Source organism: Streptomyces thermocarboxydus (assembly GCF_024760485.1).
Lineage (GTDB): Bacteria > Actinomycetota > Actinomycetes > Streptomycetales > Streptomycetaceae > Streptomyces > Streptomyces cellulosae.
The window spans coordinates 4,220,115-4,235,830 of sequence record NZ_CP058273.1 but is presented as its reverse complement, the minus strand read 5'-3'; the positions used below and the strand labels follow the sequence as shown (position 1 = coordinate 4,235,830).

10 protein-coding genes are annotated in these 15,716 nt (G+C 66.8%); 1 reads left to right on the top strand and 9 read right to left on the bottom strand.

Features of this window, described 5'->3' with window-relative positions; all coding sequences use genetic code 11:
- Positions 1-107: 107 nt before the first annotated feature.
- Positions 108-848, top strand: a complete 741-nt coding sequence (locus AY578_RS19585) for a TetR/AcrR family transcriptional regulator (protein WP_019525213.1) — start codon at positions 108-110, stop codon at positions 846-848.
- 96 nt (positions 849-944) lie between these two features.
- On the opposite strand, the gene tuf is transcribed toward AY578_RS19585, so the two are convergent.
- From tuf to rplJ, 9 genes are all read right to left on the bottom strand, one after another.
- Complete coding sequence (gene tuf / locus AY578_RS19580; protein WP_019525214.1) at positions 945-2,138, bottom strand: elongation factor Tu; 1,194 nt, start codon at positions 2,136-2,138, stop codon at positions 945-947.
- A 169-nt stretch (positions 2,139-2,307) separates the two neighbouring features.
- Positions 2,308-4,434: an elongation factor G gene (gene fusA / locus AY578_RS19575; protein WP_137209052.1), complete on the bottom strand. Its 2,127-nt coding sequence runs from the start codon at positions 4,432-4,434 to the stop codon at positions 2,308-2,310.
- A gap of 39 nt (positions 4,435-4,473) precedes the next feature.
- Entirely contained in the window at positions 4,474-4,944 is a 471-nt protein-coding gene (rpsG, locus tag AY578_RS19570; protein ID WP_003998848.1) for a 30S ribosomal protein S7, read from the bottom strand.
- A 2-nt stretch (positions 4,945-4,946) separates the two neighbouring features.
- The gene (rpsL, locus tag AY578_RS19565; RefSeq protein WP_003948652.1) at positions 4,947-5,318 is read right to left on the bottom strand and encodes a 30S ribosomal protein S12; all 372 of its coding nucleotides are present in this window, start codon (positions 5,316-5,318) and stop codon (positions 4,947-4,949) included.
- A gap of 336 nt (positions 5,319-5,654) precedes the next feature.
- Positions 5,655-6,185 (bottom strand): DUF1707 and DUF4190 domain-containing protein, encoded by a 531-nt coding sequence (locus AY578_RS19560; protein WP_136238173.1) that lies wholly within the window; start codon positions 6,183-6,185, stop codon positions 5,655-5,657.
- Positions 6,186-6,324: 139 nt separating this feature from the next.
- The gene (locus AY578_RS19555; protein WP_019525217.1) at positions 6,325-10,251 is read right to left on the bottom strand and encodes a DNA-directed RNA polymerase subunit beta'; all 3,927 of its coding nucleotides are present in this window, start codon (positions 10,249-10,251) and stop codon (positions 6,325-6,327) included.
- Positions 10,252-10,346: 95 nt separating this feature from the next.
- Complete coding sequence (gene rpoB / locus AY578_RS19550) at positions 10,347-13,832, bottom strand: DNA-directed RNA polymerase subunit beta (RefSeq protein WP_019525218.1); 3,486 nt, start codon at positions 13,830-13,832, stop codon at positions 10,347-10,349.
- Positions 13,833-14,413: 581 nt separating this feature from the next.
- A complete protein-coding gene (gene rplL / locus AY578_RS19545; RefSeq protein WP_019525219.1) occupies positions 14,414-14,803 on the bottom strand; it encodes a 50S ribosomal protein L7/L12 in 390 nt (129 codons plus the stop codon).
- Positions 14,804-14,917: 114 nt separating this feature from the next.
- Positions 14,918-15,448: a 50S ribosomal protein L10 gene (rplJ, locus tag AY578_RS19540; protein ID WP_019525220.1), complete on the bottom strand. Its 531-nt coding sequence runs from the start codon at positions 15,446-15,448 to the stop codon at positions 14,918-14,920.
- Between the last annotated feature and the right edge of the window lie 268 nt (positions 15,449-15,716).

Below are 15,716 nucleotides of genomic sequence, written 5' to 3'. Positions count from 1 at the left end.
CCTTCGCGACGGACACGGCGATGCCCGCGGACATGTTTCCAGCGGAACCACATCACCGTTATCGACGATACTAACGCCGATATCGGACGAGCGCTACCATTGTTTTCATGTCCTCATCGACGACCCCCGACGCCGCGGACGGCGGCGTCCCCTCCCCCGGAGGCCGGGAGCAGACCCGGCAGCGCGTCATCGACGCGGCCATCGACCTGCTGACACGAGGCGGCCGCGACGCGGTCACCACCCGGGCCGTCGCCGACGCGGCGGGCCTCCAGCCGCCGGCCATCTACCGGCTGTTCGGCGACAAGGAAGGCCTGCTGGACGCGGTCGCCGAGTACGGCTTCAGCACGTTCGTCGCCCAGAAGCGCCTCGACCCCGACCCGCCGGACCTCATCGAGGACCTACGGCACGGCTGGGACCTGGCGGTGGAGTTCGGCCTCTCGCACCCGGCCCTCTTCACGCTCATGTACGGGGAGCCCAGCCGCTCCGACTCCCCCGCCTTCCAGGCCGGCCTGAGGATCCTGCGGACGCGCGTGCGCCGGCTCGCCGCGGCCGGCTGGCTGCGCGTCGACGAGGAGCTGGCCGCGCAGATCATCCACGCGACGGGACGCGGCGCGGTGCTCACCTGGCTGTCCCTGCCCGAGGAGCAGCGCGACCCTGCACTGCTGGCCTCCCTCCGGGAGGCGATGGTGACGGCCGTGACCCGCAAGGAGCCGGTCGTGCGGGCGGAGGAAGGACCGGCCGGAGCGGCCCGCGCCCTGCGGGCCGTCCTCGACGACCAGACCCCCCTGAGCCCCGCCGAGCGCCTCCTCCTCGACGAGTGGCTGACCCGCCTCGCCAACCTCGATTGACGCCTTACGAAAAACCCAGAAAACAAAGAGGCCCGCACGACCGAAGTCGTGCGGGCCCCTTCAGGTGCTCGCAGCAGGAGCTACCAGGTCAGAACGTCACTTGACGATCTTGGTGACCTGGCCGGCGCCCACGGTCCGGCCACCCTCACGGATGGCGAACTTCAGGCCCTCCTCCATGGCGACGGGCTGGATGAGCTCCACCTTCATCTCGGTGTTGTCACCCGGCATGACCATCTCGGTGCCCTCGGGGAGGGTCACGACGCCGGTCACGTCCGTCGTACGGAAGTAGAACTGCGGGCGGTAGTTGTTGAAGAACGGGGTGTGACGGCCACCCTCGTCCTTCGACAGGATGTAGGCCTGGGCCTCGAACTCGGTGTGCGGCGTGACCGAACCGGGCTTGATGATGACCTGGCCGCGCTCGACGTCCTCGCGCTTGATGCCGCGGAGCAGCAGACCGACGTTCTCACCGGCCTGGCCCTCGTCGAGCAGCTTGCGGAACATCTCGATGCCGGTGACCGTGGTGGTGGTCTTCTCCGGCTTGATGCCGATGATGTCGACGGTCTCGTTGACCTTCAGGACACCACGCTCGATACGGCCGGTGACGACCGTACCGCGACCGGTGATCGTGAAGACGTCCTCGATCGGCATGAGGAACGGCTTGTCGACGTCGCGCTCCGGCTCCGGAATCGCGGTGTCGACGGCGTTCATGAGCTCGAGGACGGAGTTGCCCCACTCCTTGTCGCCCTCGAGGGCCTTCAGAGCGGAGACCTTGACGACGGGAACGTCGTCGCCCGGGAACTCGTACTCGGAGAGGAGCTCACGCACCTCGAGCTCGACGAGCTCCAGGATCTCCTCGTCGTCGACCATGTCGGCCTTGTTCAGGGCGACGACGATGTAGGGAACGCCGACCTGGCGGGCCAGGAGCACGTGCTCCTTGGTCTGCGGCATCGGGCCGTCCGTGGCGGCGACCACGAGGATGGCGCCGTCCATCTGCGCCGCACCCGTGATCATGTTCTTGATGTAGTCCGCGTGACCGGGGCAGTCGACGTGGGCGTAGTGACGCGTCTCCGTCTGGTACTCGACGTGCGCGATGGAGATGGTGATACCGCGCTGGCGCTCTTCGGGAGCCTTGTCGATCTGGTCGAAGGCCGAGGCCTCGTTCAGGTCCGGGTACGCGTCGTGCAGCACCTTGGTAATGGCGGCCGTGAGGGTCGTCTTACCGTGGTCGATGTGACCGATGGTGCCGATGTTGACGTGCGGCTTAGTCCGCTCGAACTTCGCCTTCGCCACTGGGGTCCTCCTGTGGAGTGGTTCTGTACGCCTTACTTCATCGGCGCCAGGTGATCTTTGCTGGGAAACCCGGGCCCGGGTCATTCCACCGGGTGACGGTGGAATGACCACTTGCAGGCTCCGGGGTCAAGCCTAAAGCGTTGTTACGGAGTCCGTTAAACGGAGCCCCTTACTCGCCCTTGGCCTTCGCGATGATCTCCTCGGCGACGTTCCGCGGAACCTCGGCGTAGGAGTCGAACTGCATGGAGTAGCTGGCACGGCCGGACGTCTTGCTGCGCAGGTCGCCGACGTAGCCGAACATCTCCGAGAGGGGCACGAGACCCTTCACGACGCGGGCACCGGCCCGCTCCTCCATGGCCTGGATCTGGCCACGGCGGGAGTTGATGTCGCCGATGACGTCACCCATGTAGTCCTCGGGCGTGGTGACCTCGACGGCCATCATCGGCTCAAGGAGCACGGGGGACGCCTTGCGCGCGGCCTCCTTGAAGGCCTGCGAGCCGGCGATCTTGAACGCGAGCTCGGACGAGTCGACCTCGTGGTACGCGCCGTCGAGCAGCGTCACGCGGACGCCGGTCATCTCGTAGCCGGCGAGGATGCCGAACTGCATGGCCTCCTGCGCACCGGCGTCCACCGAAGGGATGTACTCCTTCGGCACACGGCCACCGGTCACCTTGTTGACGAACTCGTACGAGGCGTCGCCGCCCTCGATCGGCTCGATCGCGATGATCACGCGAGCGAACTGGCCGGTACCACCCGTCTGCTTCTTGTGGGTGTACTCGACCTTCTCGACCGACTTGCGGATCGTCTCACGGTACGCGACCTGAGGCTTGCCGACGTTGGCCTCGACCTTGAACTCACGGCGCATACGGTCGACCAGCACCTCGAGGTGCAGCTCGCCCATACCACCGATGATGGTCTGGCCGGTCTCCTCGTCCGAGTGGACCTGGAACGACGGGTCCTCCTCGGCGAGCCGCTGGATCGCGACGCCGAGCTTCTCCTGGTCGCCCTTCGACTTGGGCTCGATGGCGACCTGGATGACCGGGGCCGGGAAGTCCATGGACTCCAGGATGACCGGGCTCTTGTCGTCGGACAGCGTCTCACCGGTGGTGGTCTGCTTCAGACCCATGACGGCGACGATGTCGCCGGCGCCCACCGACTCGATCTCCTCACGCTTGTTCGCGTGCATGCGGTAGATCTTGCCGATGCGCTCCTTCTTGCCCTTCACGGAGTTCAGCACCTGGGTGCCGGACTCCAGACGGCCGGAGTACACGCGGACGAAGGTGAGCTTGCCGAGGTGCGGGTCGCTCATGATCTTGAACGCGAGCGCGGCGAGGGGCTCCTCGTCCGACGGCTTGCGGACGACGACCTTCTCCGCGTCCTTGGGGTCGTGGCCCTCGATGGCCTCGACGTCCAGGGGGGAGGGCAGGTAGCGCACGACGGCGTCGAGCAGGGGCTGAACGCCCTTGTTCTTGAACGCGGTGCCGCAGAACACGGGGGTGACGGTGGTGCCCTCACCCTTGCCGGAGGCGATGGTGATGCGACGGATCGCCGCGTACAGCTGCTCCTCGGTGGGCTCGGTGCCCTCGAGGTACAGCTCCATCAGCTCTTCGTCGTTCTCCGCGACGGCCTCGAGCAGCTTGCCGCGCCACTCCTCGGCAGCCTCGATGTGGGTGTCGGGGATGTCGACGGTGTCGTACATCTCACCCTTGGTCGCCTCGGCAGACCAGACCAAGGCCTTCATCGTCACGAGGTCGACGACGCCCTTGAAGTCGGACTCGGCACCGATCGGCAGCTGCATGACCAGCGGCTGCGCACCCAGACGGTCGGAGATCATGTCGACGCAGCGGTGGAACTCCGCACCGGTGCGGTCGAGCTTGTTCACGAAGCAGATACGCGGAACGCCGTAGCGGTCCGCCTGACGCCACACCGTCTCGGACTGCGGCTCGACACCTGCCACGCCGTCGAACACCGTGACGGCACCGTCGAGGACGCGCAGCGAGCGCTCCACCTCGACGGTGAAGTCGACGTGGCCCGGGGTGTCGATGATGTTGATGGTGTGGTCGATGTTCTCAAGCGGCCAGTGACAGGTGGTCGCAGCAGAGGTGATCGTGATGCCACGCTCCTGCTCCTGCTCCATCCAGTCCATGGTCGCGGAGCCCTCGTGCGTCTCACCGATCTTGTAGGAGACGCCCGTGTAGAACAGGATCCGCTCGGTGGTCGTCGTCTTGCCCGCGTCGATGTGGGCCATGATCCCGATGTTGCGGACCCTGGCCAGGTCAAGCGAAGTGGTAGCCATAAGGCTTCAGTCTTCTCTCGGTCTCGATGGGGTCTGCGACTACCAGCGGTAGTGCGCGAAGGCCTTGTTGGACTCGGCCATCTTGTGCGTGTCCTCACGCTTCTTCACAGCGGCACCGAGGCCGTTGCTGGCGTCGAGGAGCTCGTTGAGCAGACGCTCGGTCATGGTCTTCTCGCGACGGGCGCGGGAGTAACCGACCAGCCAGCGCAGCGCCAGCGTGTTGGCACGGCCGGGCTTGACCTCGACCGGGACCTGGTAGGTGGCACCACCGACACGGCGGGACTTGACCTCGAGGGTCGGCTTGATGTTCTCGAGAGCGCGCTTCAGCGTGATGACCGGGTCGTTGCCGGTCTTCTCGCGCAGACCCTCCATGGCGCCGTAGACGATGCGCTCGGCGGTGGAGCGCTTGCCGTTCAGCAGCACCTTGTTGATCAGGGAGGTCACCAGGGGGGAGCCGTAAACCGGGTCGATGATGACCGGGCGCTTCGGGGCGGGGCCCTTACGAGGCATTCTTACTTCTCCTTCTTGGCGCCGTAACGGCTGCGAGCCTGCTTGCGGTTCTTGACACCCTGGGTGTCGAGGGAACCGCGGATGATCTTGTAGCGAACACCCGGCAGGTCCTTCACACGGCCGCCGCGCACGAGCACGATGGAGTGCTCCTGCAGGTTGTGTCCCTCACCCGGAATGTAGGCGGTGACCTCGATCCCGCTGGTCAGACGCACACGCGCGACCTTACGCAGGGCCGAGTTCGGCTTCTTCGGGGTGGTCGTGAACACACGCGTGCAGACGCCACGGCGCTGAGGGGAACCCTCGAGTGCGGGCGTCTTGTTCTTCTCGACCTTGTCCTGCCGGCCCTTTCGGACCAGCTGCTGGATCGTAGGCACTACTTCTCCGGTTTCTGTGTGCCGATGGGTACAGCTAACCTGGAACATCTCCGACCCACGCGGTCGGGTGTGTCGAATCCGGCGGACTCCCACCGCAAGGCAGAAGGAAGCGCTGAATTGCGGTGGCCGTTTCACAGCCCCCGGTGCGGTGTGATGGCACGCACGAAGGCCAGGGCACACCCCAGGCACAAGGTCTGAGCGTACCTAGCTCATGGACTCCGGTCAAAACAAATGGAGTGGGACGCGACACGCCCGACTTCTCGGGGTTCTTCCGGAGGGCTCAACACCCTCTGAGCACCCCCTCGATCGCGCGGTTCCCCGCGCCCCTTCAGGGTGTCACGCCGACGTCGCCACCACGGCCAGCAGCCCGAACAGCCCCAGGAAGACCAGCCAGCCCGCCACCGACAGCCAGCCCAGGACCAGGCCCGTCAGGGCCATGCCGTCGCCGGCCTCTCCGGTGCGGCGTATCTCCGACTGGGCCATGTGCCCCAGGATCACCGCGGGAAGCCCCGTGAGGCCCGCGGTGGCCACGCACAGCACCCCGCACACCATGGACGCCAGCGCCTTGCCGTTGGTGCGTGCCTGAGGCGGCGGCAGGAACGTGGGCGGGACCTGGCCGGGGGGTGTCATCGGCTGCGCCATCGGGCCCTGCGGCAGATCCGCCACCAGGAGGGACAGCTCCCCCACCGTGCGCGCCGAGTAGGCGCGCGCCACCCGCTTCTCGAACTCCGGGTGGTCCAGGCGGCCCTCCCCGTACCCGGCGCGCAGCACGTCCACCGCGCGCTCGCGGTCCGCGTGGGAGGCCAGCATCGACGGGGCGCCGGAGCCCGCCGGCGGAGGACCCTGCCACGGAGTCGGATACGACACGGCTGCCTCCCCAGGGCTGGGACGGACAGTCCCAGTATGAGCGTTCCACCCACTGGAACGCAGCGCACAGGCATACGGTTCCACGCCGAAGGGCGGCCACCCCGTACGGAGTGACCGCCCTTCGGTTCAGACGACTCGCTTACTGGTTGTACGGACCGTAGTCGTAGTCCTCCAGCGGAACGGCCTGGCCGGAGCCGGTGCCGAACGGCGAGTAGTCGATGTCGTCGTAGCCGACGGCCGAGTACATCGCGGCCTTGGCCTCCTCGGTCGGCTCGACCCGGATGTTGCGGTAGCGGGACAGACCCGTACCGGCCGGGATGAGCTTACCGATGATGACGTTCTCCTTGAGGCCGATGAGCGAGTCGGACTTGGCGTTGATCGCCGCGTCCGTGAGGACTCGCGTCGTCTCCTGGAAGGACGCCGCCGACAGCCAGGACTCCGTGGCCAGCGAGGCCTTGGTGATACCCATGAGCTGCGGCCGGCCGGAGGCCGGGTGACCGCCCTCCTGGACCACACGACGGTTCTCGGTCTCGAACTTCGACCGCTCGACCAGCTCGCCGGGCAGCAGCTCGGCGTCGCCGGACTCGATGATCGTCACGCGGCGCAGCATCTGCCGGATGATGATCTCGATGTGCTTGTCGTGGATCGACACGCCCTGCGAGTTGTAGACCTTCTGGACCTCGCCGACCAGGTGGACCTGGACGGCACGCTGACCCAGGATGCGCAGCACGTCGTGCGGGTTGGTGGCACCCACGGTGAGCTGCTGGCCCACCTCGACGTGGTCGCCCTCGGAGACCAGGACCTTGGCGCGCTTCGAGATCGGGTACGCCGTCTCGTCGCTGCCGTCGTCCGGGGTGACGACGATCTTCTTCGTCTTCTCCGTCTCCTCGATCCGCACGCGGCCGGAGGCCTCGGAGATCGGGGCGACACCCTTCGGGGTACGGGCCTCGAAGAGCTCGACGACACGCGGCAGACCCTGGGTGATGTCGTCACCGGCCACACCACCGGTGTGGAAGGTACGCATCGTCAGCTGGGTGCCGGGCTCACCGATGGACTGGGCGGCGATGATGCCGACCGCCTCACCGATGTCGACCAGCTTGCCGGTGGCCAGCGAACGGCCGTAGCACATCGCGCAGGTGCCGACGGCGGACTCGCAGGTCAGGACCGAGCGGGTCTTGACCTCCTCGACGCCGCGGGAGACGAGCTCCTCGATGAGGACGTCGCCCAGGTCGGTGCCGGCCGGGGCCAGCACCTGGCCGTCGACCACGATGTCCTCGGCGAGGCAGCGCGCGTACACGGACGTCTCGACGTCGTCCGCCTTGCGCAGCACGCCGTCCGCGTCGCGGTTCGCGATCTTGAGGCGCAGACCGCGGTCGGTGCCGCAGTCCTCCTCGCGGATGATGACGTCCTGGGAGACGTCGACCAGACGACGGGTGAGGTAACCCGAGTCGGCGGTACGCAGAGCGGTGTCCGCCAGACCCTTACGGGCGCCGTGCGTGGAGATGAAGTACTCCAGCACGGACAGGCCCTCACGGAACGACGCCTTGATCGGACGCGGGATCGTCTCGTTCTTCGCGTTCGACACCAGACCACGCATACCGGCGATCTGACGCATCTGCATCATGTTGCCTCGTGCACCCGAGTTCACCATCATGAAGATCGGGTTGGTCTTCGGGAAGTTGTCGTTCATCGCCTCGGCGACCTCGTTGGTCGCCTTGGTCCAGATGTTGATGAGCTCCTGCGTGCGCTCGTCCTTGGTGATCAGACCGCGCTCGTACTGCTTCTGGACCTTCTCGTCCTGCGCCTCGTAGCCCTTGACGATCTCCTTCTTCGCCTCGGGAACGACGACGTCGGAGATGGCCACGGTGACGCCGGAACGGGTCGCCCAGTAGAAGCCGGCCGCCTTCAGGTTGTCGAGCGTCGCCGCCACGATGACCTTCGGGTAGCGCTCGGCGAGGTCGTTGACGATCTCGGAGAGCTGCTTCTTGCCGACCTCGTAGTCGACGAACGGGTAGTCCTCGGGCAGCAGCTCGTTGAAGAGCGCCCGGCCCAGGGTGGTGTTCAGGCGGAACGGGTCCCCCTGCTGCCACTCGCCCGAGCCGTTGGCCGCAGTGCCCTCGGTCTCGCCGTCCTCGTTCACCGGCGGGGTCCAGCCGCGCGGCGGGATGGTGCCGACCGGGAAGCGGATGTCGATCTTCGACTGGAGCGACAGCTCGCCCGCGTCGAAGGCCATGATCGCCTCCGCGACCGAGGCGAAGGAACGGCCCTCGCCCTTGAGGTCGCGCATCTCGCCGTCGGTGGTGAGGAAGAACAGACCGAGGACCATGTCCTGGGTCGGCATCGTCACCGGGCGGCCGTCGGCCGGCTTGAGGATGTTGTTCGAGGACAGCATCAGGATGCGGGCCTCGGCCTGCGCCTCCGCGGAGAGCGGCAGGTGGACGGCCATCTGGTCACCGTCGAAGTCCGCGTTGAACGCGGTGCAGACGAGCGGGTGGATCTGGATGGCCTTGCCCTCGACCAGCTGCGGCTCGAAGGCCTGGATGCCGAGGCGGTGCAGCGTGGGCGCACGGTTCAGCAGAACCGGGTGCTCCGCGATGACCTCTTCCAGCACGTCGTACACGACCGTGCGGCCGCGCTCGACCATGCGCTTGGCCGACTTGATGTTCTGCGCGTGGTTCAGGTCGACCAGGCGCTTCATCACGAACGGCTTGAAGAGCTCCAGCGCCATGGCCTTGGGCAGACCGCACTGGTGCAGCTTCAGCTGCGGGCCGACGACGATCACGGAACGCGCCGAGTAGTCGACTCGCTTACCGAGCAGGTTCTGACGGAAGCGGCCCTGCTTGCCCTTCAGCATGTCGCTGAGGGACTTCAGCGGACGGTTGCCCGGGCCGGTGACCGGACGGCCACGGCGGCCGTTGTCGAACAGCGCGTCCACGGCCTCCTGGAGCATGCGCTTCTCGTTGTTCACGATGATCTCGGGCGCGCCGAGGTCGAGAAGCCGCTTCAGGCGGTTGTTGCGGTTGATGACACGGCGGTACAGGTCGTTCAGGTCGGAGGTCGCGAAGCGGCCACCGTCCAGCTGCACCATCGGACGCAGGTCCGGCGGGATGACCGGGACGCAGTCCAGGACCATGCCCTTGGGGCTGTTGGACGTCTGCAGGAACGCGGAGACGACCTTCAGCCGCTTCAGGGCGCGGGTCTTCTTCTGGCCCTTGCCGGTGCGGATGATCTCGCGGAGCTTCTCGGCCTCCTCCTCGAGGTCGAAGGACTCCAGGCGCTTCTGCAGCGCCGCGGCGCCCATCGAGCCGTCGAAGTACGTGCCGAAGCGGTCACGCAGCTCGCGGTAGAGCAGCTCGTCGCCCTCGAGGTCCTGGACCTTGAGGTTCTTGAACCGGTTCCACACCTCGTCGAGGCGGTCGATCTCGCGCTGCGCACGGTCGCGCAGCTGCTTCATCTCACGCTCGGCGCCCTCGCGCACCTTGCGGCGCACGTCGGCCTTGGCGCCCTCGGCCTCGAGCTCGGCCAGGTCGGTCTCGAGCTTCTTGGCGCGGGCCTCCAGGTCGGCGTCCCGGCGGTTCTCGATCTGCTGACGCTCGACGGAGACGTGGGCCTCCAGCGACGGCAGGTCGCGGGTACGGCGCTCCTCGTCCACGTACGTGATCATGTACGCGGCGAAGTAGATGACCTTCTCGAGGTCCTTCGGGGCCAGGTCGAGCAGGTAGCCCAGCCGGCTCGGGACACCCTTGAAGTACCAGATGTGCGTGACGGGCGCGGCGAGCTCGATGTGGCCCATCCGCTCACGGCGCACCTTGGCACGGGTGACCTCGACGCCGCAGCGCTCGCAGATGATGCCCTTGAAGCGGACACGCTTGTACTTGCCGCAGTAGCACTCCCAGTCCCGGGTGGGACCGAAGATCTTCTCGCAGAAGAGCCCGTCCTTTTCCGGCTTGAGCGTGCGGTAGTTGATCGTCTCGGGCTTCTTGACCTCGCCGTGGCTCCACTGACGGATGTCGTCAGCGGTGGCCAGGCCGATCCGGAGCTCGTCGAAGAAGTTGACGTCGAGCACTATGCGTCAATCCCTCTCAGGGTCGTAAGTCTTGGGGTCTGATACGGGGGTCCTGGGGCGGGCGGCCAGGGGTTCACCGGGCCGCCCCACTCCCGTCAGACCTCTTCGACGCTGCTCGGCTCGCGCCGGGACAGGTCGATGCCGAGCTCCTCCGCAGCGCGGAAGACGTCCTCGTCGGTGTCGCGCATCTCGATGGACATACCGTCGCTGGACAGCACCTCCACGTTCAGGCACAGGGACTGCATCTCCTTGATGAGCACCTTGAAGGACTCGGGGATGCCGGGCTCGGGGATGTTCTCGCCCTTGACGATGGCCTCGTAGACCTTCACGCGGCCGGTGACGTCGTCGGACTTGATGGTCAGCAGCTCCTGGAGCGCGTAGGCGGCGCCGTACGCCTCGAGTGCCCACACCTCCATCTCGCCGAACCGCTGGCCACCGAACTGAGCCTTACCGCCCAGCGGCTGCTGGGTGATCATGGAGTACGGACCGGTCGAGCGGGCGTGCAGCTTGTCGTCGACCAGGTGGTGCAGCTTCAGGATGTACATGTAGCCGACCGAGATCGGGTCCGGGAACGGCTCACCCGAGCGGCCGTCGAACAGCCGCGCCTTGCCGGACGGCAGGACCATGCGGTCGCCGTCGCGGTTCGGGACGGTGTGCTCCAGCAGACCGGCGAGCTCGTCCTCGCGGGCGCCGTCGAAGACCGGGGTGGCCACGTTGGTACGGGGCTCCACGCGGTCCGCGCCGATCGCCTGCAGGCGCTGCGCCCACTCGTCGGCGAGGCCGGAGACGTCCCAGCCCTGGCTGGCGAGCCAGCCGAGGTGGATCTCCAGCACCTGTCCCGGGTTCATTCGGGACGGCACACCCAGCGGGTTGAGGATGATGTCGACCGGGGTCCCGTCCTCGAGGAACGGCATGTCCTCGATGGGCAGGATCTTGGAGATGACGCCCTTGTTGCCGTGACGGCCGGCGAGCTTGTCACCGTCGGTGATCTTGCGCTTCTGCGCGACGTAGACGCGCACCAGCTGGTTGACACCGGGGGGAAGCTCGTCGCCCTCCTCGCGGTCGAAGACGCGGACGCCGATGACCTTGCCGGTCTCGCCGTGCGGCACCTTCAGCGAGGTGTCACGGACCTCACGGGCCTTCTCACCGAAGATCGCGCGCAGCAGGCGCTCCTCGGGGGTCAGCTCGGTCTCACCCTTCGGGGTCACCTTGCCGACGAGGATGTCGCCGGCGATGACCTCGGCGCCGATGCGGATGATGCCGCGCTCGTCGAGGTCGGCGAGGACCTCCTCGGAGACGTTCGGGATGTCCCGGGTGATCTCCTCGGGGCCGAGCTTGGTGTCACGGGCGTCGACCTCGTGCTCCTCGATGTGGATCGAGGAGAGGACGTCGTCCTGCACGAGGCGCTGCGACAGGATGATCGCGTCCTCGTAGTTGTGACCCTCCCACGGCATGAACGCCACGAGCAGGTTCTTGCCCAGGGCCATCTCGCCGTTCTCGGTGGCCGGACCGTCGGCGAGGACCTGGCCCTCGATGACGCGGTCGCCCTCGGAGACGATGACCTTCTGGTTGACCGAGGTGCCCTGGTTGGAGCGGGAGAACTTGGCCAGGCGGTACGTGATGTACGTGCCGTCGTCGTTGGCCGTGGTGATGTAGTCCGCGGAGACCTCCTGGACCACACCCGCCTTCTCCGCCTTGACCACGTCACCGGCGTCGACGGCGGAGCGGTACTCCATGCCGGTGCCGACGAGCGGGGCCTCGGACTTAATCAGCGGCACGGCCTGACGCATCATGTTCGCGCCCATGAGGGCACGGTTGGCGTCGTCGTGCTCGAGGAACGGGATCATGGCGGTCGCGACCGACACCATCTGGCGCGGCGAGACGTCCATGTAGTCGACCTCGTCGCCGGGGACGTAGTCGACCTCGCCGCCGCGGCGGCGGACCAGGATGCGGTTCTCGACGAAGCGCATCTCGTCGTTGAGCGGCGCGTTGGCCTGCGCGATGACGAAGCGGTCCTCCTCGTCGGCGGTCAGGTAGTCCACCTCGTCGGTGACCTGGCCGTCGACGACCTTGCGGTACGGCGTCTCGATGAAGCCGAACGGGTTGATCCGCCCGTAGGAGGCGAGCGAACCGATCAGACCGATGTTCGGGCCTTCGGGCGTCTCGATCGGGCACATGCGGCCGTAGTGCGAGGGGTGCACGTCACGGACCTCGAAGCCGGCCCGCTCACGGGAGAGACCACCCGGGCCGAGGGCGTTCAGACGACGCTTGTGCGTCAGCCCCGACAGCGGGTTGTTCTGGTCCATGAACTGGGACAGCTGGCTGGTGCCGAAGAACTCCTTGATGGAGGCGACGACCGGCCGGATGTTGATCAGGGTCTGCGGCGTGATCGCCTCGACGTCCTGGGTCGTCATGCGCTCGCGCACGACGCGCTCCATACGGGCGAGACCCGTACGGACCTGGTTCTGGATCAGCTCGCCGACGTTGCGGATGCGGCGGTTGCCGAAGTGGTCGATGTCGTCGGTCTCGACGATGATCGTCCGGCCCGACTCGCCGACCGTCTCGGTCTCACCGGCGTGCAGCTTCACCAGGTACTTGATCGTGGCGATGATGTCGTCGGTGGTGAGCACGCCGGCGTCGAGCGGCTGGTCGCCGCCGAGCTTCTTGTTCACCTTGTAGCGGCCGACCTTGGCCAGGTCGTAGCGCTTGGGGTTGAAGTAGAGGTTCTCGAGCAGCGTCTGCGCGGCCTCACGCGTGGGGGGCTCGCCCGGACGCAGCTTGCGGTAGATGTCGAGCAGCGCGTCGTCCTGGCCCTGGGTGTGGTCCTTCTCCAGGGTGGCGCGCATGGACTCGTACTCGCCGAACTCCTCGAGGATCTGCTCGGTGGTCCAGCCGAGCGCCTTCAGGAGGACGGTGACGGACTGCTTGCGCTTGCGGTCGATGCGGACACCGACCATGTCGCGCTTGTCGATCTCCATCTCCAGCCAGGCGCCCCGGGACGGGATGATCTTGGCGGAGAAGATGTCCTTGTCGGACGTCTTGTCGATGGAGGAGTCGAAGTAGACGCCGGGCGAGCGCACCAGCTGGGACACCACGACACGCTCGGTGCCGTTGATGACGAAGGTGCCCTTGTTCGTCATGAGCGGGAAGTCGCCCATGAAGACGGTCTGGGACTTGATCTCGCCGGTCTCGTTGTTGGTGAACTCGGCCGTGACGAAGAGCGGGGCGGCGTACGTGAAGTCGCGCTCCTTGCACTCGTCGATGGAGTTCTTCGGCGGCTCGAAGCGGTGGTCGCGGAAGGTCAGCGACATCGACCCGGAGAAGTCCTCGATCGGGGAGATCTCTTCGAAGATCTCCTCCAGACCGGACTTGGTGGGGACGTCGTGCCCGTTCTCGAGAGCCTCCTCGACGCGAGCCTTCCACGCGTCGTTGCCGAGCAGCCAGTCAAAGCTCTCGGTCTGCAGCGCGAGAAGGTTCGGAACCTCGAGGGGCTCCTTGATCTTTGCAAAGGAGATGCGCAGCGGGGCGGTGCTGGCGCCGTTGTTCGTATTCGCGGTCGAGGCGTTGCGCGAGGCGGCCAAGAGGGGGTCCTTCCGAGGGCTCGGACTCACTACGCGCGTACCGGCCCCCCACTGGGCGCAGAGACGGACATTCCAGGTCGGAAATGATCCGGTCGTCCATGCTCGAGTGAGGGCATGCCCCTGGTGACGGGCAGGGGACAGCTAACAGGCAGCGCAAAGGGTCAGTGTAGCCACTTGGCACACTGATGTCCAGTGCGGTGTACGAGACCGGTTGGAGGCCCTCGTTGTCATCAACTCCTGCGGCAAGGCGCTGCCCTCAACGCACGGTGATACTGCCCTCTTTGCCGTCGATCCATGCCTCGGATTTGGATCCTTGTGACGACGCGTCCTGAGAATTGCGCGCTGCGTGCGGTTCGTCAAGGGCCCCCCTTGCCCGAACCGCAGCCGTCCGGCTCATCTCCGCGGCCCCTCGGAGGCACAACGAAGATCACCATACCCCCCGCCGTCCCGGGTGCAAGGCCGTCACCGCCGACCCCCCGATACGCCGAAGAGCGACCACCCGGATGGATGATCGCTCCTCGGCACATGAGCGTTACACGCCTTCTCAGGCGCGTGACGGATCCCTGCGGACCCGGAAGGTCTTACTTGACCTCGACGGAGGCGCCGGCGCCCTCGAGGGCCTCCTTGGCCTTGTCGGCGGCTTCCTTGTTGACCTTCTCGAGGACCGGCTTCGGGGTGCCGTCGACGAGGTCCTTGGCCTCCTTCAGACCCAGGGAGGTCAGCTCGCGCACGACCTTGATGACCTGGATCTTCTTGTCGCCGGCGCCGGTGAGGACGACGTCGAACTCGTCCTTCTCCTCGGCCTGCTCGGCGGCGGCGCCGGCACCGGCACCACCGGCGACGACGACCGGGGCGGCCGCGGCGGCGGTGACGTCGAACTTCTCCTCGAAGGCCTTCACGAACTCGGAGAGCTCGATCAGGGTCATCTCCTCGAACTGGGCCAGCAGCTCGTCCTGGGTGAGCTTCGCCATGATGGCGGTCCTTCCACTAAATCGGCAGGTGCCGGGTGTACTGGGTGAGGCGGGCGTTACTCGGGCCCGCATCGGTCCTCACCTCATGCGGTGAGGGCCGGAAAGCGAGCCGAATTACTCGGCACCGCCCTGCTCGTCCTGCTTGGCACGGAGCGCGTCCACGGTGCGGACGAGCTTCGACGGCAGCGCCTGGAAGACGGAGGCAGCCTGGGACTGCTTCGCCTTGAAGGCACCGGCCAGCTTGGAGAGCAGCACCTCGCGGGACTCGAGGTCCGCGAGCTTCTTGATCTCGTCGGCGGACATCGCCTTGCCGTCAAGGACACCGCCCTTGATGACGAGATTCGGGTTGTCCTTGGCGAAGTCACGAAGACCCTTCGCCGACTCCACCGGGTCACCGGTGACGAAGGCGACCGCCGTCGGGCCAGCGAAGAGCTGGTCGTCCAGCGTGATCCCGGCCTCGTTGGCCGCAATCTTGGTCAGCGTGTTCTTCACCACGGCGTACTGGGCGTTCTCACCGAGCGAACGACGCAGCGTCTTGAGCTGCGCCACGGTGAGACCGCGGTACTCGGTCAGCACGGCGGCGTTGGAGCTGCGGAACTTGTCCGTCAGCTCGGCAACCGCGGCAGCCTTGTCGGGCCTCGCCATAGAGCCTCGGCCTCCTTCCGGGTGATTCGGACCGCGCGGACCCGAAGGAGGACTGGGGAAAACGAAACGCCCCGGGCGCAGGCGCACGGGGCGAAGCTCAACCGGATCTCCGCGCCTCGCGGCGGCGGCCCTCCGGGAACTCTTCCACTGTCACCTGCGCGGGTCGTCCGCAGTTCAGCGGATCCTTCGGCCACCGCACCCTCTTACGAGCGCACGGCAACGACCAGCGGTCTTTGGCTTCCTCGGAAGAGTACGTGACCGCGTCGCC

Coding starts and splice junctions, on each gene's coding strand:
- rplL (WP_019525219.1), bottom strand. CDS start 14,803: ATGGCGAAGCTCACCCAGGACGAGCTGCTGGCCCAGTTCGAGGAGATG.
- fusA (WP_137209052.1), bottom strand. CDS start 4,434: ATGGCTACCACTTCGCTTGACCTGGCCAGGGTCCGCAACATCGGGATC.
- rpsG (WP_003998848.1), bottom strand. CDS start 4,944: ATGCCTCGTAAGGGCCCCGCCCCGAAGCGCCCGGTCATCATCGACCCG.
- rplJ (WP_019525220.1), bottom strand. CDS start 15,448: ATGGCGAGGCCCGACAAGGCTGCCGCGGTTGCCGAGCTGACGGACAAG.
- AY578_RS19585 (WP_019525213.1), top strand. CDS start 108: ATGTCCTCATCGACGACCCCCGACGCCGCGGACGGCGGCGTCCCCTCC.